The organism is Sorangium sp. So ce128, assembly GCF_051525245.1.
Taxonomy (GTDB): Bacteria; Myxococcota_A; Polyangia; order Polyangiales; family Polyangiaceae; genus Sorangium; species Sorangium cellulosum_B.
On sequence record NZ_CP150313.1, the window covers coordinates 2,505,426 to 2,520,741 of the forward strand.

At 71.1% G+C, this 15,316-nt stretch carries 16 protein-coding genes and 1 tRNA gene; 11 read left to right on the top strand and 6 right to left on the bottom strand.

The genetic code is table 11. The features are described from left to right. Nucleotides 1–38: 38 nt before the first annotated feature. Nucleotides 39–1,643: an amidase family protein gene (locus WME82_RS09750; protein WP_438042597.1), complete on the top strand. Its 1,605-nt coding sequence runs from the start codon at nt 39–41 to the stop codon at nt 1,641–1,643. 149 nt (nt 1,644–1,792) lie between these two features. On the opposite strand, the gene WME82_RS09755 is transcribed toward WME82_RS09750, so the two are convergent. The 3 genes from WME82_RS09755 to rpsU form a co-directional block, all read right to left on the bottom strand. Beyond that, a tRNA-Pro gene (locus tag WME82_RS09755) sits at nt 1,793–1,867 on the bottom strand. A 209-nt stretch (nt 1,868–2,076) separates the two neighbouring features. After that, nucleotides 2,077–3,180, bottom strand: a complete 1,104-nt coding sequence (locus tag WME82_RS09760; protein ID WP_438042598.1) for a glycosyltransferase family 4 protein — start codon at nt 3,178–3,180, stop codon at nt 2,077–2,079. Between the two features lie 201 nt (nt 3,181–3,381). Continuing rightward, nucleotides 3,382–3,606, bottom strand: coding sequence for a 30S ribosomal protein S21 (rpsU, locus tag WME82_RS09765; protein WP_012234386.1), 225 nt, complete (start codon nt 3,604–3,606; stop codon nt 3,382–3,384). 469 nt (nt 3,607–4,075) lie between these two features. On the opposite strand from rpsU, the gene WME82_RS09770 reads away from it, so the two are divergent. From WME82_RS09770 to rpiA, 7 genes are all read left to right on the top strand, one after another. Then, nucleotides 4,076–4,603 carry a Fur family transcriptional regulator gene (locus WME82_RS09770; RefSeq protein WP_438042599.1) on the top strand — a complete coding sequence of 176 codons (528 nt, stop codon included), beginning with the start codon at nt 4,076–4,078 and terminating at the stop codon, nt 4,601–4,603. Nucleotides 4,604–4,690: 87 nt separating this feature from the next. Then, complete coding sequence (locus WME82_RS09775; RefSeq protein ID WP_437745205.1) at nt 4,691–5,119, top strand: rubrerythrin family protein; 429 nt, start codon at nt 4,691–4,693, stop codon at nt 5,117–5,119. 169 nt (nt 5,120–5,288) lie between these two features. Beyond that, nucleotides 5,289–6,647, top strand: coding sequence for a hypothetical protein (locus WME82_RS09780; protein ID WP_438042600.1), 1,359 nt, complete (start codon nt 5,289–5,291; stop codon nt 6,645–6,647). Between the two features lie 34 nt (nt 6,648–6,681). Further along, nucleotides 6,682–7,257: a DUF3501 family protein gene (locus WME82_RS09785; RefSeq protein ID WP_437745207.1), complete on the top strand. Its 576-nt coding sequence runs from the start codon at nt 6,682–6,684 to the stop codon at nt 7,255–7,257. 5 nt (nt 7,258–7,262) lie between these two features. Next, nucleotides 7,263–7,706, top strand: a complete 444-nt coding sequence (locus WME82_RS09790; protein WP_438042601.1) for an acyl-CoA thioesterase — start codon at nt 7,263–7,265, stop codon at nt 7,704–7,706. Then, nucleotides 7,703–8,350: a phospholipase D family protein gene (locus tag WME82_RS09795; RefSeq protein WP_438042602.1), complete on the top strand. Its 648-nt coding sequence runs from the start codon at nt 7,703–7,705 to the stop codon at nt 8,348–8,350. Before WME82_RS09790 ends, WME82_RS09795 begins: the two co-directional genes overlap by 4 nt. 26 nt (nt 8,351–8,376) lie before the next feature. After that, nucleotides 8,377–9,075, top strand: a complete 699-nt coding sequence (gene rpiA, locus WME82_RS09800; RefSeq protein WP_437745210.1) for a ribose-5-phosphate isomerase RpiA — start codon at nt 8,377–8,379, stop codon at nt 9,073–9,075. A gap of 121 nt (nt 9,076–9,196) precedes the next feature. On the opposite strand, the gene argH is transcribed toward rpiA, so the two are convergent. Together argH and WME82_RS09810 are read right to left on the bottom strand one after the other, a co-directional pair. After that, nucleotides 9,197–10,489: an argininosuccinate lyase gene (gene argH / locus WME82_RS09805; RefSeq protein ID WP_437745211.1), complete on the bottom strand. Its 1,293-nt coding sequence runs from the start codon at nt 10,487–10,489 to the stop codon at nt 9,197–9,199. Next, nucleotides 10,490–11,455: a hypothetical protein gene (locus WME82_RS09810; RefSeq protein ID WP_438042603.1), complete on the bottom strand. Its 966-nt coding sequence runs from the start codon at nt 11,453–11,455 to the stop codon at nt 10,490–10,492. Between the two features lie 172 nt (nt 11,456–11,627). Between WME82_RS09810 and fni the strand changes: the two genes are divergently transcribed. The 3 genes from fni to WME82_RS09825 all read left to right on the top strand — a co-directional run bounded on the left by fni (nt 11,628) and on the right by WME82_RS09825 (nt 14,167). Further along, nucleotides 11,628–12,716 carry a type 2 isopentenyl-diphosphate Delta-isomerase gene (gene fni / locus WME82_RS09815; RefSeq protein WP_437745213.1) on the top strand — a complete coding sequence of 363 codons (1,089 nt, stop codon included), beginning with the start codon at nt 11,628–11,630 and terminating at the stop codon, nt 12,714–12,716. Between the two features lie 225 nt (nt 12,717–12,941). Beyond that, the gene (locus WME82_RS09820) at nt 12,942–13,787 is read left to right on the top strand and encodes a GAF domain-containing protein (protein ID WP_272101442.1); all 846 of its coding nucleotides are present in this window, start codon (nt 12,942–12,944) and stop codon (nt 13,785–13,787) included. A 2-nt stretch (nt 13,788–13,789) separates the two neighbouring features. Next, complete coding sequence (locus WME82_RS09825) at nt 13,790–14,167, top strand: response regulator (protein WP_012234398.1); 378 nt, start codon at nt 13,790–13,792, stop codon at nt 14,165–14,167. 131 nt (nt 14,168–14,298) lie between these two features. On the opposite strand, the gene WME82_RS09830 is transcribed toward WME82_RS09825, so the two are convergent. Then, nucleotides 14,299–15,231, bottom strand: a complete 933-nt coding sequence (locus tag WME82_RS09830) for a diguanylate cyclase (protein WP_437745214.1) — start codon at nt 15,229–15,231, stop codon at nt 14,299–14,301. Nucleotides 15,232–15,316 lie beyond the last annotated feature (85 nt).

Here is a 15,316-nt window from a genome sequence, read left to right on the forward strand (position 1 = left end):
CTTGGCGCGCGCGGACCTGTGATACTCGTCGAATTGCCGTGAGCGCATCGACCGATCCGACCCATCTTTCAGCGACCGCGCTCGCCACGCTCCTGGCGGCGCGCGAGATCAGCTCCGAGGAGCTCACGCGGGCGCACCTGGCGCGCATCGAGGCGCTCGATCCGCGGCTCCGCGCCTTCACCCAGGTGCTCCGCGACGAGGCGCTCGCGGCCGCCCGCGGCCTCGACGAGGAGCGCCGTCGCGGGGACATCCGCGGCCCGCTCCACGGGCTCCCGATCACCGTGAAGGAGTCGCTCGACATGGCCGGCATGGCCTCCACGCTCGGCGTCGCCTCCCGCAGGGGGCATCGGGCGACCAGCGACGCGACGGTGACCGCGCTGCTCCGACGCGCGGGGGCCGTGATCCTCGGGCGCACGAACGTCTCGCAGCTGCTCCTGTACAACGAGGCGCGCAACCCGCTCTTCGGGCAGACGGCGAACCCGTGGAGCCTCGATCACAGTCCGGGCGGCTCGTCCGGCGGCGAGGCGGCCGCCATCGCGGCGGGGATGTCGCCGCTCGGCATCGGAACGGACATCGGCGGCAGCATCCGCGTCCCCGCGCACTGCTGCGGCATCGTCGGCCTCAAGCCCACGCTCGATCGCTGGACCAACAAGGGGAGCAACACGGCGCTCCTCGGACAGGAGGCGATCCGCGCGCAAATCGGACCGATGGCCAGGAGCGCCCGCGACCTCGCGCTCGTCATGTCCGAGCTCGATCCCGCGTCGATGGCGGAGCTCGACGTGCGCGTGCCGCCGCTCCCGATGGTCGAGCCAGCGAGCGTCGAGGTGGCGCGCCTGCGCGTCGGGTTCTACTGCGACGACGGGCTGGTGCCTCCCTCGACCGCCGTCGCCCGCGCGGTCGCGAAGGCGGCGTCGGCCCTGCGTGCGCGGGGCGCGACGGTCGTGCCGTTCACGCCGCCCGGGATCCCCGACGCGGTCTACGCGTATTTCGCGGCGCTCTCGGCGGACGGCGGCGCGACGGCGCTGTCGCTCCTCGACGCCGGCGAGGACGGCAGCAAGGGGACGGACATCGACGTCTCGCTCCGCTCGCTCCGCACGATGGCCTCGCTCCCGCCGTTCGCGCGCCGCGCCGCCGCGCGCGTCGCTGGTCTCGCGGGCGAGCGGCGGCTCCAGCGTCTCCTCGAGGTCACCGGGCCGAAGTCGGTCTCGGAGTTCTGGCGCACCACGCACGCCCTGCGCGAGGCGCGCGCCGCGATCGCGTCGGCGATGCGCGCCGAAGCGCTCGACCTGCTGCTCTGCCCGCCGTACGCCACGCCGGCCCTGCCGCACGCCGCGTCGCGCGACTTCGTCCTCGCGGGCAGCGCCGCGATGCTGTGGAACCTCACGCAGTTCCCGGCTGGCGTCGTCCCCGTGACCCGCGTGCGGCCCGAGGAGGCGCGCCGCGAGCGGCCGCGCGACCGGCTGGAGAAGCGGGCCGCCGAGGTCGATGCGAAGAGCGTGGGCCTGCCCGTCGGGGTGCAGGTGGTCGGCTTCCCCTTCACCGAACACCTGGTGATGGCCGCCATGATCGCCATCGAGGACGAGCTCGCCGGCGAGGCCGATCGGCCCGTCACGCCTGTCTCACCGCCTTCGCTCGCCGGATGACGCGGCGAACGCCGGGAGCCGGCTGACCAGGACGACACCGGAGCTCGATGATGCCGCCGCGCGGTCGCTGTCCGGCGCGTCCACAGTCGACAAAAGCTGAAGCCCTACAAAGCCGAAAGGTCCGCCGGAGAACCTCTCCGCCGGACCAGTCGGGGCGAGTGGATTCGAACCACCGACCCCTTGACCCCCAGTCAAGTGCGCTAACCAGGCTGCGCTACGCCCCGAGCCACTCCGCCGCCACGTTTCGGTGCGGAGCGAGGGCGCACCGTAGTCGAAGCCTTGGGAATTGCAAGGGCATCGCATCGAGGATCGCAGACTCGCTCCAGACGGGGCGTTTGGCGCTGGATGCAGCCGGACGCGGGGCGCGGATCGTCCGACGAAAATGCCGGGGCTCTCCGCGCGACGTCGCGGGCGCGCGATCCGAGCGGCGCGGTCAGATGCTGCGGAGCGCGGCCGCGAGGCCCTGCGCCGTGCTGTCCGCGACGAGGATCCCGTCGTCGCACCTGGCCCATGCGACCACGTCGCCCGCGTCGCAGGCGATGACCGGCACGCCGAGCGCGCGCGCCTCGCGGATCACCGTGGGGGCGGCCTCGTGCGATGAAGGGTGCAGCAGCACGTCTGCTGCGCCGATCCATGCGAGCGCTTCCCTCCGCGGGAGCGTGCCCGTGAAGCGCACCGCCGCGTTGCCGTCGCTCGTCGACGTGATGCCCGCGCCGCGCGAGCTCCCTGCATCGAGGTCGCCGTGGCTCGCGAGGCGCTCGAGCGCGCCGCGCTCTGGACCGTCTCCGACGACGACGAGGCGCAACCCGGGTCCTGCAGCGCGCACCGCCTCGATCGCGAGCTCGACCCGCTTCGTCGGGATCAGCCGGCACGCGACGACGGCGAGGCGCTCGCCGGGGCCCTTCACGATCTCGCGACGGAGCGCGGCAGCGCGCCCCGCCACCGGCGGCAGATCGAACACGGGGGGCTCGACGCGCGAGGCGAGGTCCAGCGCGCGAGCCTGCTCCGGAGCGAGCGAGCCTGCGAGCGCGTCGCGCAGCGCGCGCGCCGCGAAGACGAAGCGCGCGTCGCGCCGGAGGAGCGCGCCCACCACCGCGCCGCGCGCCGCGCGCGGCGCGCGGAGCAGGAGCCGGACGTCGGCGCCGTGCGCGTGCACCTCGAGCGGCGTGCGCGGAAGCGCGAGCAGGAGCGGCCACGCGCACGGGATGATCCAGTGCGCCACCGCGCGATCGACAGGCCCGATCTCACGGAGCCGCTCGAGCACGCCGGCCGCGAACGGCGCCATGGAGAGCAGCCGGAGCGGCGACTCCCGCGCGCGCGCCACGGCGCCGGGCCACGCGAACAGCGCGCCCCCGCCTGCCCGATGGACGACGAGCCGGCCGTCCCGAGAGGGTGGATCGAGGATCGAGCCGCCGGCGGCGATCACGTGGACCTCGGCGCCGCTGCGCGCGAGCACCTCCGCCGACGACCGCACGAAATGGCCGGAGGGATCCTCTTCGCTGACCGGATAGGACGTCGTGACCACCACGGCGCGCATGGGGACCTCACCAGGCTGGACGCGGCGCGGGCACCGCCTCCGCGTCGCTCAGGCGCGCAGCCGCGGTTGCATCACCCTGCCGGGGCAACTGCTGGACGAACAAAATGACAAGACGCAGAGCACGCCGCGGACGCTCGAATCAAGCGTCCGTGTGCGTCTTCTGCGTCTTGGCCAGCTGCTCTCGCGCGAGGGGCGGTCGCTCTATGCGACCATGTCCATCTTCGACCGCTTCCGACGGCGGCGAGCGGCCTCCGAGGCCTTCTTCCGTCGCTTCACGGACGGCTTCATGTAGTGCCGGCGGCGCTTCAGCTCGCGGAGGATCCCCTCGGCGGCCATCTTCCTCTTGAGATGCTTGATGGCGCGCTCGATACCCTTGTCGCCCACGGCGACCTCGAGCGGTTTGCACTGAATGGCGTCGGTCGGCATGTCTCGAAGCGTCCTCTGCTGGGAAAAAAACTGGCCCAGTTGGCGGGCAGAATGCAAGCCGGCGGGGGGCCGGCATCGCGGGGCGCGCACTATGGCAGAGGCCTTCTAGCCTCGCAAGACCTCCCGACGGCCGCGGAGCATGACGTCGCGGCGCGACGTCCGGGCTGTTTCGGTGGTTTCACCTGTTCCACCTGTTTCAGCTGCCCCGCCTGTTCCACCAGGCTCGCCAAGCTCGTCTGGCTCGCCAGGTTCCGCCGAAATCTGCATCAGGCCCCGGATTTTTCGGCTGTCCGTCGGTAATTATTGGGACTTGCACCTGAGAAACTTTCTAAGTACACATCTCGCTGTGGCCACCTCGCGGACAGCTGCTGGAAAGGGGGCCGCGCCCCGCGATGTCCGGGGGCGCGCGGTCGGCTTCGAGCGCAGCGCGGTCGAGGAGGATACCCGGAGCGCCTCGATGCTGGCGTGCGTGCGAGCCTCGGGGCTCAAGCTGACGCCGCAGCGCCTGGCGATCGTGCGCGAGCTCGCGGCGGATCCGACGCATCCGACGGCGCAGGAGCTGTTCGAGCGGCTCCGGCCGGCGCTGCCGACCATGAGCTTCGCCACCGTCTACAACACGCTCGACGCGCTGGCGTCCGCGGGGCTGTGCGTCGCGCTGTCGCTGTCGCCGGGCGCCTCGCGCTTCGACCCGAACATGGCGGCGCATCATCACGCGGTCTGCGATCGCTGCGGGCTCGTCCGCGATGTGCCGTGCGAGCCGGTAGGCCCATCCGCCGAGCGCTCGGACGAGATCGCCCCCGCGCCCCTCACGGCCGCGCCCGGCTTCGAGGTCCGCGCGGTCGAGCGGATCTACCGGGGGCTCTGCGCTGCCTGCGCGAAGGGCACCCGGGGTGGCGAAGGCGCGCGGGGCAAGGCGCAAGACGCCCGGCGAAGCGCGGCGAGCAGTCGACTCCGCCCTGCAGAGGCTCGAGGGGCGCGGCGCCCTGGGCGTGTCTAGCGGATCCACCGCGCCGCCGAGCCGACCTGCGCGGGCACCAGGGACTCATCATCCCAGCCGTTCAACCGAAGGAAGGAGAGCGAACCCATGACAAGCAAGCAGCTTACGGGCACGAAGACGCACCAGAACCTGAAGGACGCGTTCGCCGGGGAGTCGCAGGCCAACCGCCGCTACCTGTACTTCGCAAAGGTCGCCGACGTCGAAGGTCGCCCCGATGTCGCCGGTCTCTTCAAGGACACGGCGGACGGCGAGACCGGCCACGCGCACGGCCACCTCGATTACCTCAAGCAGGCGGGCGACCCGGCGACCGGCTTGCCGATCGGCAGCACGGAGAAGAACCTGAAGGCCGCCGTCGCCGGCGAGACCCACGAGTACGAGACGATGTACCCGGGCTTCGCGAAGGAGGCCCGCGACGAGGGCTTCGACGACATCGCGGAGTGGTTCGAGACGCTCGCGAAGGCCGAGAAGTCTCACGCCGGGCGCTTCACGAAGGCGCTGCAGTCGCTCGACTTCTGAGATCGACCGACGCGAGCGCGCGAGCGCTCCGGGGCGCGCCGAACCGACGGCGACTCGACCCGGGGCGCGCGCGCCATCGCGCCCCCGAAGGCCGTCCGGCGCCGGGCCGCGCGGCGAGCCGTCCCTTCGCGCCGTACCCCATGTTGACGATGTTGAGAGGAACCGACCAGTGAGCGTCATCCGGCGTGCACCAGACCGTCCACCGGCGACCTCGCCGAACGACGAGCGATATCTCGAGCCCCGCGATCTCGAGGCCGAGCTGCGGCGGACGTTCCAGATCTGTCACGAGTGCCGCATGTGCGTCGGCTATTGCGGCTCGTTCCCCGAGCTCTTCGCGCGCGTCGACAGGGACATCGAGGCCGGCGTCGCCGAAGGCGCCGAGGCCCTCACCTACGATGACTTCAAGGCTGTCGGCGACGAGTGCTGGCAATGCAAGCTCTGCTACATCAAGTGCCCGTACACGGCCGACGAGCACGCGTACGAGCTCCTGGATTTCCCGCGCGTGCTCGCGCGAGAGCGCGCGGTGCGCGCCCAGCGGGAGGGCATCCCGCTGGTGGACAGGATCCTCGGCGAGCCGCAGCTGATCGGCGAGCTGGGCTCCGGCGCCGCCGCGCCGCTCGCGAACTTCGTGCAGGCGAGCCGCCTGCTGCGCAAGGTGCAGGAGAAGGTGACCGGGATCTCGTCGGAGTTCCCGCTCCCGGAGATGGCGCGTAGGCCGTTCTCGTCCTGGTTCGCGGAGCACGGCGCCGCGGCCGGCGCCGGCAAGCAAGGCGACGTGGTGCTCTTCGCGACCTGCTACGGCGAGTACAACACGCCCGCGGTCCCCGAGGCGGCGGTCCGCGTCCTCGAGCACAACGGCTACGCGGTGCACGTCCCTGGCTGCTCCTCGGCGGACGATCCGCGAGACACCCCTGCGGGGGCGCTGACGTGCTGCGGGATGCCGAACCTCGACGGCGGCGATCTCGCGGCCTTCACCGCGAAGGTGAAGCACAACGTCGCGCTCCTGCTGCCGCACGTGCGCAGGGGGAGGAAGATCGTCGTGATCGGCCCGACGTGCGGCTACACGATGAAGAAGGAGTGGCCGGAGTACCTGCAGACGGCGGAGGCGCGCGAGGTCGCGGCCGCGACGGTCGACATGATGGAGTTCCTCGTCCAGCTCGGCCGCGAGAAGAAGCTCAACCGCGAGTTCAAGAAGGGGCTCGGCACGATCGCGTACCACGCCGCGTGCCACCTGCGCGCGCAGAAGATCGGCTTCCCGGGCGCCAGGGTGCTCGGCGTCGTCCCCGACACGGACGTGCGCGTCATCGAGCAGTGCTCGGCGGTCGACGGCACGTGGGGGATGAAGGCGGCCCACTACGAGACCGGGCGCAAGTACGCGTCGAAGCTCGTGCGCGGCGTCGCCGGCGCGGACGTCATCGTCAGCGACTGCACCCTCGCGGGTCTCAGGATGGTCAAGGAGAACGGCGCGAAGGTGCTGCACCCGGTCGAGGCGCTCGCCCACGCGTACGGGCTCGGCCCGACGCCGTGAACCTCGGTCCGAAATCGTCAAGGAGAGGAGCGTCATGCGTCCCATCGATCGCAACGAGGTGCTCGGGATCGGCGAATACGAGGCGATCCGCGAGCGATTCCGCAGCCGCATCATCGAGGAGAAGCGGCCCCGCCGCGTGCGGATCGGAGACCACCTGACCGCGGTGTTCGAGAACCGCGACTCGGTGCTCTTCCAGATCCAGGAGATGCTCCGCACCGAGCGCATCACGAGCGAGAGCGGCATCCTCCACGAGATAGAGACGTACAACGATCTCATCCCGGGCGCGGGGCAGCTCAGCCTGACGCTCTTCGTCGAGATCCCCGATCGAGCGCTGCGCGACCGGATGCTCATCGATCTGGTGGGCCTCGAGGACACCGTGTCGATCGAGGTCGACGGCGTCGCCGCGCGGGCGCTCGGCAAGCGCGACGGATCGATGGAAGACCGCACGACGGCCGTGCATTACCTCAAGGCGGATCTCCCGGCCGAGGCGCAGGCCGCGATCAAGGCGAAGAAAGCGACGGTATCGCTCGTCGTCGGGCACCCGCGCTACGCGGTGAAGGCACCGCTCGGGAGAGCGACCCTGGAGAAGCTCGCCGAGGACCTGTCCTAGCCGCGATGGTCTCCCTCGAGCGCCCGATCAAGTTCGAAGACGTCGACGCCGCGAACATCGTCTTCTTCGCGCGCTTCCTCAACTACGCGCACGAGGCGATGGAGCGGTTCTTCGCGCCGCTCGACGGAGGCTACGCCGGGCTCATCCTCGAGCGGCGGATCGGGCTGCCGGCGGTGCGGGTCGAGGCCGACTACGCGGCGCCGGTGCGTTACGGCCAGGCGCTCCGGATCGAGACGTCGATCGCCCGTATCGGCCGGCGGAGCGCCACGCTCCGGTACCGCATGCACCGCGCCCATGACGGCGTCCTGTCGGCGGAGCTACGGCACACGGTGGTGACCACCGACCTCGTGCAGCTGGTGTCGGTCCCGATGCCGGAGGACGTCCGGGCGCTGCTCAGCGCTCACCTCGAGCTCGAGCAGGCGCCCTCCAGCGCTGGTCAACGGGCGTGAGCGCGCGGCCGACGCGCCCGCGGGCGCGGGCACGCGCGAGGACTGAACCTGAGGCGAAGGCGCGATCGCTGCTGAAGCGGCGCGTCGAGCTGACGCTCCTCCGCGACAGGGCGCACTACGACGCGCTCGTGATGGGCGCCGTCGCGAACGCGCGCGTCTCCGTGTGGATCGCGACGGCCAACGTGAAGGAGCTGCGCGTGGAGGCGCCCATCGGATCGAGGGCGCGGGCGCGCGGCCGGTACATGTCGTTCCTCGAGCTGCTCGACGCGCTCGCCGCCCGGGGGGTCGAGCTGCGCCTGCTGCACGCCGGTGTCCCGTCGCGCGCCTTCCGCGCCGAGCTCCGCCGGCGGCCCCGGCCGCCGATCGAGATGCGGCGCTGCCCGCGGGTCCACCTGAAGATGATCGCCGTCGACGGCGCGCTCCTCTACCTGGGCTCTGCGAACCTCACCGGCGCCGGGCTCGGGGCGAAGGGCGAGGGGCGGCGAAACTTCGAGGCGGGCGTGCTCACCGACGACGACCTCCTGCTCGACGAGATGCAGGCGACGTTCGAGGCGATCTGGACGGGCGCCGAGTGCAAGGGCTGCAGGCTCCGGCCGCTCTGCCCGGGGCCGCTCGACCAGCTCGACAAAATCCCGTTGCGCTGACGGTCCCGATGGCCGATGAGCAGCGCATGAGCACCGCGGGACCGGACCCCTCCGACCTCGATCGAATCGCCAACGCCGCGCTCGCGCGCGTGGACAGCGGGATGCTGCTCGGGCTCGGCACCGGGCGGGCGTCCGAGGCCTTCATCCGCCGCCTCGGGGAGCGCGTCCGCCGAGGGCTCCAGATCAAGGGCGTCGCCACGTCGGAGCGCTCGGAGGCGCTTGCCCGCCGCGAGAACATCCCGATGGTGTCGCTCGAGGAGGTCGAGCGCCTCCACGTCGCCGTCGACGGCGCGGACGAGGTGGCGCCCGACCTTGGCCTCATCAAGGGCCTCGGCGGCGCGCTCCTCCGCGAGCGCGTGGTCGCCTACGAAGCCGCGCAGTTCATCATCCTCGTCACGCCCGAGAAGCTCGTCGAGAAGCTCGGCTCGCGCGTGCCCATCCCCGTCGAGGTGGTGCCCTTCGCGAGCACGACGGCCACGCGGCACCTGATCGCGCTCGGGGGCAAGCCGGCGATCCGCAGGAACGCGGACGGGTATCCCTTCCAGACCGACAACCACAACTGGATCCTCGACACCGCGTTCGGCCCGATGGACGCGCCCGCAGCGGTCGACGCGCGCATCCGCAAGATCCCCGGCGTCGTCGACACGGGGCTGTTCCTCGACATGGCGACCCTCGTGCTGGTGGCGGACCCGGGCGCCGTCCGCGAGCTGACGCGTCAGCGCTAGCTCCGCGCGTCACGAATCCCGTCGGGGATCGCTGGCACGCGGGGCCAGGGAACACGGCCTTCGGGCGGGCGGCGCCAGCGCGGCGCGCGCCCGCCCATGGCGGGACCTCTGACAGGCGGAGCTAGCGCGCGTGGCGATCGAGCCTGCGGGCCAGGTCGTCCAGCGCGAGGTTGCCCGGAGCCCCGAGCGACACGCGCGCGCGGAGGCTCGCCGCGGCGTCGCCGGCCGGGAGCGCCGCGATCTCGGACGCGACCTTGCGGTAGGCCTCGCGGAAGGGGACGCCCTCCACGGCGAGCTCGACGGCGCGATCCGTGGCGAAGCACTCCGGCGTGATCGCGCGGGCCATGCGCTCCCGATCGAACGCGAGCCCCTCGACGAGCCGCGGCAAGAGGCGCGACGTCGCGAGCGCCTCGTCGAGCCCGCGCATCGTGGGGCCCTTCGTGAGCTGGAGATCGCGGTGGTAGCCCGACGGCAGCGCCACGATGGACTGCACCTCGGCGAGCGCCCCCTGGACGACGGAGCACGCCGCGCGCATGAGCTCGACGACGTCGGGGTTGCGCTTCTGGGGCATGATCGACGAGCCGGTCGTGAACGCCTCCGGGAGGCGGATGAACGCGAGCTCGCTCATCGCGAACAGGCTGAGATCCCACGCGAGCCGGCGGCTCACGGCCATCACCTGCCACGCGGCGGCGAGGATCTGCGCCTCGATGATGCCGCGCGACGTCTGGGACGCGAGCGGGTTCAGCGCCACGCCGGCGAACCCGAGCTCGCGCGCGACGCCGACGCGATCGAGCGGGAGGTTCACGCCGAAGCCCGCGGCGCCCCCGAGCGGGCAGCGATCGACGAGCGCCCGCGTCGCGCGCACCACGTCGATCGCGTCGGTGAGCCCCTCGACGAACGAGGCGGCCCAGTAGCCGACGGACGACGGCACCGCCCGCTGCAGGTGCGTGTAGCCGGGCATCGGCGTCTCCGCCTCGCGCCTGGCGAGATCGAGCAGCGCGCGGGCGCCGGCCGTCGCGTTCTCGGCGAGCTCGTCCAGCGCGTCGCGCTCGTACAGGCGCGTGGCGACGAGCACCTGATCGTTGCGGCTCCGGCCGGTGTGCACCTTCTTGCCCGCGTCGCCGATGCGGGCGACCAGCGCCGCCTCGATCGCGCTGTGGCCGTCCTCGTCGTCCTCGGTGAGCCGCAGCTCGCCGGCCTCGTTCTGGGCCGCGAGCACCTCGAGCTCGCGGACGAGCGCGTCCCGCTCCGCCTCGCTGAGCACGCCGATCCGCGCGAGCCCGCGGACGTGCGCGATCGTGGCCCGCAGGTCGTACGCGAGCAGGCGCTGATCGAGCTGCCAGTCGTCGCGCGAGGTGTAACGCAGCATCTGGGCGTCGGTCGCGCCCCCTTTGTCCCACAGTCGTACGCTCATTCAGCTCCCCAGGCTCTCGTCCACGAGAGCACGGATCTCGGCAAGCTTCTTGGCCTTGCCCTCGTCCAGCGGTCGCGGCTTCGCCGCGCCGGCCGCGGGCGCGAGCTCTCGCTCGATCTCGCGCAGCTCGTCCTCCGCCGTCCGCGCCGGCCGGCGCTTGCCGAGGCCGAGCGCGCGGGCCAACCAGCTCCTCGACTCGCCGATCGCGTAGTCGTCCGCGGCGATCCGGTCTGGCGCGGCGCGCAGCATCCGGACGAGCGCGGCGTTGGAGCTGACCCATACGGCGGACTCGTCGAAGTGGGCGCGCGGCGTCACGTCGAGGTGCCGCGCGGCGGTCCGATCGGGCACGTCGTGCAGCCGGCAGTAGACGGCGAGCGCGAGCGCGAGCTCGTCGACCGGCATCTTGGTCGCCGAGTGCACTTGCACGCCGCCGCAGCCCTTCGCGTACAGGTAGGAGCCGTTCGTCGCGAGGACGCCGAAGCCGAGCAGCACGGCGGCGAGATCCACCGCGGGCTCGCGGTCCGACGGCGCGAGCGCGTCGAAGGCGCCGGCCTCGCTCAGGAACATGTACGCCACGGCGCGCACGAACGCCGTCGTGAGCACCGTGGGGTTGCGGAGCTCGCCCGCGGAGAGCGCGACCCGGTACCCGCCGTCGCCGCGCGGGGCGACGCGCTCCAGCTTCGACTCCAGCGCCATCCCGCCGCATGCGCCGCTCGAGCAGCTCACCGTGCTGGCCTGCCCCTCGGGGGTGACCACCGCGAGCTCCACCGGGACATCCTGGAGCCCGGCGTGCTCCTGGACCCGCAGCATCAGCGCGGCCACCGTCTTTGGCGAGCCGTCGAACGCGTCCGGGAAGAACTCGGCCGTCGGCTGCACCAGCCCGCGCACCGGCTCCGCGCCGTGCTGGAGGAGCGTTGCGGTCGTACGAAGGATCCAGCGGATCTGCGGTTCGTCCGGGAGGTCCATCCAGCTACTGTATGCCACCGCTGCGCGGCGGTCGCGCGGTAGTTCCCAGGTAGCGGCAGCGGAAGGCGGGCCGGGCGGCAAGGCCTGGCTCGGGGACGCGAATTTTGGCGTTTTTTTGTCCATGCCACTTCCTTTTCGACGGCGGTCGGCGACCGCGTAAAGTTGTGCCCCCATGACGGAAGAGGCGAAGGGCATCTCCGAGAGGAAAGCGGATCACATCGAGCTCTGCGCGACCGGCGATGTCGGGTTCCGCGCCAAGACCACGCTGCTGGAGCAGGTCGAGCTGATCCACGACGCGTTGCCGGAGCTCTCCCTCGACGCGATCGACACCTCGGTGCTGCTGCTCGGGAAGCGGCTCCGCGTCCCGCTCCTGATCGCGGCCATGACCGGCGGGACGGAGCGCGCGCGTGCGATCAACCGGGAGCTCTCGCAGATCGCCGAGGAGCGCGGGTACGGCTTCGGGCTAGGGAGCCAGCGGGCGATGCTGAACGGCGACGTCTCCGCCACCTACGAGGTCCGCGCGCACGCTCCGACCACCCTCGTCCTCGGGAACATCGGCGCCGTGCAGGCGCGATCGCTGTCGACGGAGGCGGTCGCCGAGCTCGTGGCCCAGGTCGGCGCCGACGCGCTCTGCGTCCACATGAACCCCGCGATGGAGCTGGTCCAGCCGGGCGGCGACCGGGACTTCGCCGGTGCGCTGGATGCGATGGGCCGGCTCGCGAGCGGCCTCAGCGTGCCGGTCGTCGCGAAGGAGACCGGCTGCGGGATCGGCCCAGGGACGGCGTACCGCCTGGTCCGGGCGGGCGTTCGCGACCTGGACGTCTCCGGCGCTGGAGGCACCTCCTGGGTCGCCGTCGAGGCGGCCCGCGCCGAAGGTGCGGCCCGCTCCCTCGGTGAGGCGCTGCGCGAGTGGGGGGTACCCACGGCCGCCTCGGTGCTCATCGCCCGTACTATCCGTCCTCGCTTCAAGACGATCATCGCGACCGGGGGCATCACGAGCGGCCTTGACGTCGCTCGAGCGCTCGCGCTCGGCGCGCATGCGGCCGGGATCGCACGCCCGGTCCTCCAGGCGTTCGTCTCGGGGGGACGGGACGCAGCGGTGCGGTACCTCGAGAGCGTCGAGGCCGAGCTCCGGGCGGTCATGCTGCTCGTCGGCGCGCGCGACGTCGCGTCGCTCCAGAAGGCACCCGTGCTGCTCGGACGGGAGCTGCGCAGGTGGACCCGGTTGCTGAAGCAGATGAAGCAGATGGAGAGGGCGTAGTCGTGGCGGTGGGGGCAACGGGGGTAGGGGGGCCGAGACGGCGGGGTCCGGTCCCCGGGGTAAGGCCGGCGGGGCCGAACCGACGTTGTCGGCGGGGACGACAAGGCGCCCAGCGGTCGCTGTCCTTGGCGGGGGCGCCGGGCACGCCTCTGGCGCGCGCTCGACGCTTCCGTCCGGTCAGCCCCGCATGATACGGTCCGAAGCTCTGGAGAACCCCGGGATAAAATGACGGAGAAAAAAGGGCGTCCGAGCGATCGTCCCCCCGAGGACCTGAAGAAGGAGCGCGATGCCTTCATTCAGCAATTCTTCCGCAAGGGGGCGCAGCTGACCGAGGAGCTCCTCCGCGAGAACGAGCGCCTTCGTGACAAGATCTCCGAGCTCGAGTCGGAGAACGGCAAGCTCCGCGCGCACCTCGCGAGCGACTCGGCCATCCGCGATCTGCTCCGCAAGATCGAGGAGCTCGAGCAGGAGAAACGCGACCTGGTGACGCAGTCGGTGCGGATGGTGGCGGCCTCGGACCGCTTCAACAGCCGCTACTCGGAGGCGGAGGGAGAGCTCGCGAACCTCGCGAACCTGTACGTCGCGCTGTCGCAGCTGCATGCGGCGCGCAACGTGCGCCATGTCCTCCGCAACCTCAAGGAGCTCCTGGCGCAGTTCCTCGGGGCGGGCGCCTTCTCCGTGTACCTGGCGTCTCCCGATGGTAAAGAGCTCGTCTCGATCGCGAGCGAAGGCGTTGCGGTCGAGGAGATCGTGCGCATGCCGGTGACCGAAGGCGTCGTCGGCCAGGCATTCTCGAAGGGGGAAATCTTCTTCGACGAGACCAAGGACGTCTCCAAGGGGAGCATCGAGGATCCCGCTGCAGTGATCCCGCTCGATTTCAACGGGCGCACCGTGGGTGTCATCGCGATCTTCAGCACGCTCCCGCAAAAGACGGAGTTCGTGAACGTGGACACCGAGCTCTTCAAGCTCCTCGGGGCCCAGGCCGCCCCCGCCCTCATCAACGCGCGGCTCTTCACCGACGCCGGCCGGAAGGTGCCTGGCGTCCAGGCATTCCTGGACCTGGAGGACTGATCATGGCCGAGTACTCGTGTCTGATCGTTGAAGACTCGCCCATGATGCGGCAGCTCTTGGTCTTCGCGCTGGCGCGCGTGAAGAACCTCCGCGTCACCGAGGCAGACGATGGCGTCGACGGTCTCCGCAAGCTCGCCTCGACCAAGTACGACGTGATCATCACCGACATCAACATGCCGATCATGGACGGGCTCAAGCTCGTCAAGCGCGTGCGCACGGATCCGGTCCACAAGGACACCCCGATCATCATCATCACCACCGAGGGGTCTCAGGAGGATCGTCAGCGCGCGTTGCAGCTCGGCGCGAACGCGTACATCACGAAGCCGATCCAGGCCCCGCAGGTCATCGCCAAGGTCAAGGAGCTCCTCAAGATCGACTGAGGCGCGCGCCGGCGGCCGCGCCCCGTCGCCCGCGTTCTGCGGGCGCACGATTCCATTCACCGGCCACTCGGGCGGCGCGGCGCCCTGCCGCGGCTGTGCGGGTCGGCGCTGGGATGAACCCGCGCCCCGCTCTACGGCTTCGGGCCGAACTTCAGGAGCACGCGGTTGCGGCCGGTGCGCTTCGCCTCGTAGAGCGCCTCATCGGCCGCGGCGATGAGCTCCATGCCGGTCTGCACCGCGAGCTCGGGGTGCGCCGCGACGCCGACGCTGATCGTCGTCGGCATGCGAACGCCCTCGTGCTCGAAGACCGACCCCTCGATGAGGATGCGCAGCCGCTCGCCGAGGATGCCCGCGTTCTCGAGCCCCACGCCGCGGCACAGGATGCCGAACTCTTCACCGCCGTAGCGCGCGAACACGTCCTCGGTCCGCACCGTGTGGCTCGCGATCTTGGCGATCCTCGCAAGCACGTAGTCGCCGGCGAGGTGCCCGAAGGTGTCGTTGATCCTCTTGAAATGATCGACGTCGAACATGAGCAGCGACAGGTGCGCGCCGTGCCGCCGCGCATAGGAGACCTCGGTCTCGAGTCGATCCAGGAAGTACTTCTTGTTGAAGGCCTTGGTGAGGGCGTCGCGCAGCGCGGCGTCGTACATCTGCTGCTGAAACGACTCATCCAGGTGGTCGTGGTAGGTGAACTTGAGGATGGTCGTCGAGCCCAGGCGGATCTTGTCGCCGTCGTGCAGGGCGACGCGCGTGATGTGCTCGCCGTTCACCATCGTCCCGTTCGAGCTGTTGAGATCCTCGATCAGCACCTGGCTGTCCATCTGGAGGAGGCGCGCGTGGCGCCGCGAGATGCCGTCGTCGTTCAGCCGGATGGTCGCCCCGGATGCCCGGCCGATGACGATCTCGGCGCCCTCGACCCGGTACATCTCGCCGACGTTCGAGCCAGCGAGCACGATGAGGTAGGCGCGGTCCTTCGGCGAGCGCGCCGGGATCTCCTTGTGGAGCTCCCCAACGTTGGCCACCCGCGTGGCCTCGAAGTCATCGTCGGGGAGGTAGCTGCCCATGCTCCCTGAGGATGATCCTAAATCCTTGAAATAGGTTCAAGCGGGAGGGCATGGCACAGGCGATGTTCCCTGTCGGGTAGGGTGC

What these genes read in the sequence shown, in the direction of transcription:
- WME82_RS09790 (WP_438042601.1), top strand. Translation starts at nt 7,263, where the DNA reads ATGGTCTCCCTCGAGCGCCCGATCAAGTTCGAAGACGTCGACGCCGCG.
- WME82_RS09810 (WP_438042603.1), bottom strand. Translation starts at nt 11,455, where the DNA reads ATGGACCTCCCGGACGAACCGCAGATCCGCTGGATCCTTCGTACGACC.
- WME82_RS09830 (WP_437745214.1), bottom strand. Translation starts at nt 15,231, where the DNA reads ATGGGCAGCTACCTCCCCGACGATGACTTCGAGGCCACGCGGGTGGCC.
- WME82_RS09785 (WP_437745207.1), top strand. Translation starts at nt 6,682, where the DNA reads ATGCGTCCCATCGATCGCAACGAGGTGCTCGGGATCGGCGAATACGAG.
- WME82_RS09825 (WP_012234398.1), top strand. Translation starts at nt 13,790, where the DNA reads ATGGCCGAGTACTCGTGTCTGATCGTTGAAGACTCGCCCATGATGCGG.
- rpsU (WP_012234386.1), bottom strand. Translation starts at nt 3,606, where the DNA reads ATGCCGACCGACGCCATTCAGTGCAAACCGCTCGAGGTCGCCGTGGGC.
- rpiA (WP_437745210.1), top strand. Translation starts at nt 8,377, where the DNA reads ATGAGCACCGCGGGACCGGACCCCTCCGACCTCGATCGAATCGCCAAC.
- WME82_RS09760 (WP_438042598.1), bottom strand. Translation starts at nt 3,180, where the DNA reads ATGCGCGCCGTGGTGGTCACGACGTCCTATCCGGTCAGCGAAGAGGAT.
- fni (WP_437745213.1), top strand. Translation starts at nt 11,628, where the DNA reads ATGACGGAAGAGGCGAAGGGCATCTCCGAGAGGAAAGCGGATCACATC.
- WME82_RS09820 (WP_272101442.1), top strand. Translation starts at nt 12,942, where the DNA reads ATGACGGAGAAAAAAGGGCGTCCGAGCGATCGTCCCCCCGAGGACCTG.
- WME82_RS09775 (WP_437745205.1), top strand. Translation starts at nt 4,691, where the DNA reads ATGACAAGCAAGCAGCTTACGGGCACGAAGACGCACCAGAACCTGAAG.
- argH (WP_437745211.1), bottom strand. Translation starts at nt 10,489, where the DNA reads ATGAGCGTACGACTGTGGGACAAAGGGGGCGCGACCGACGCCCAGATG.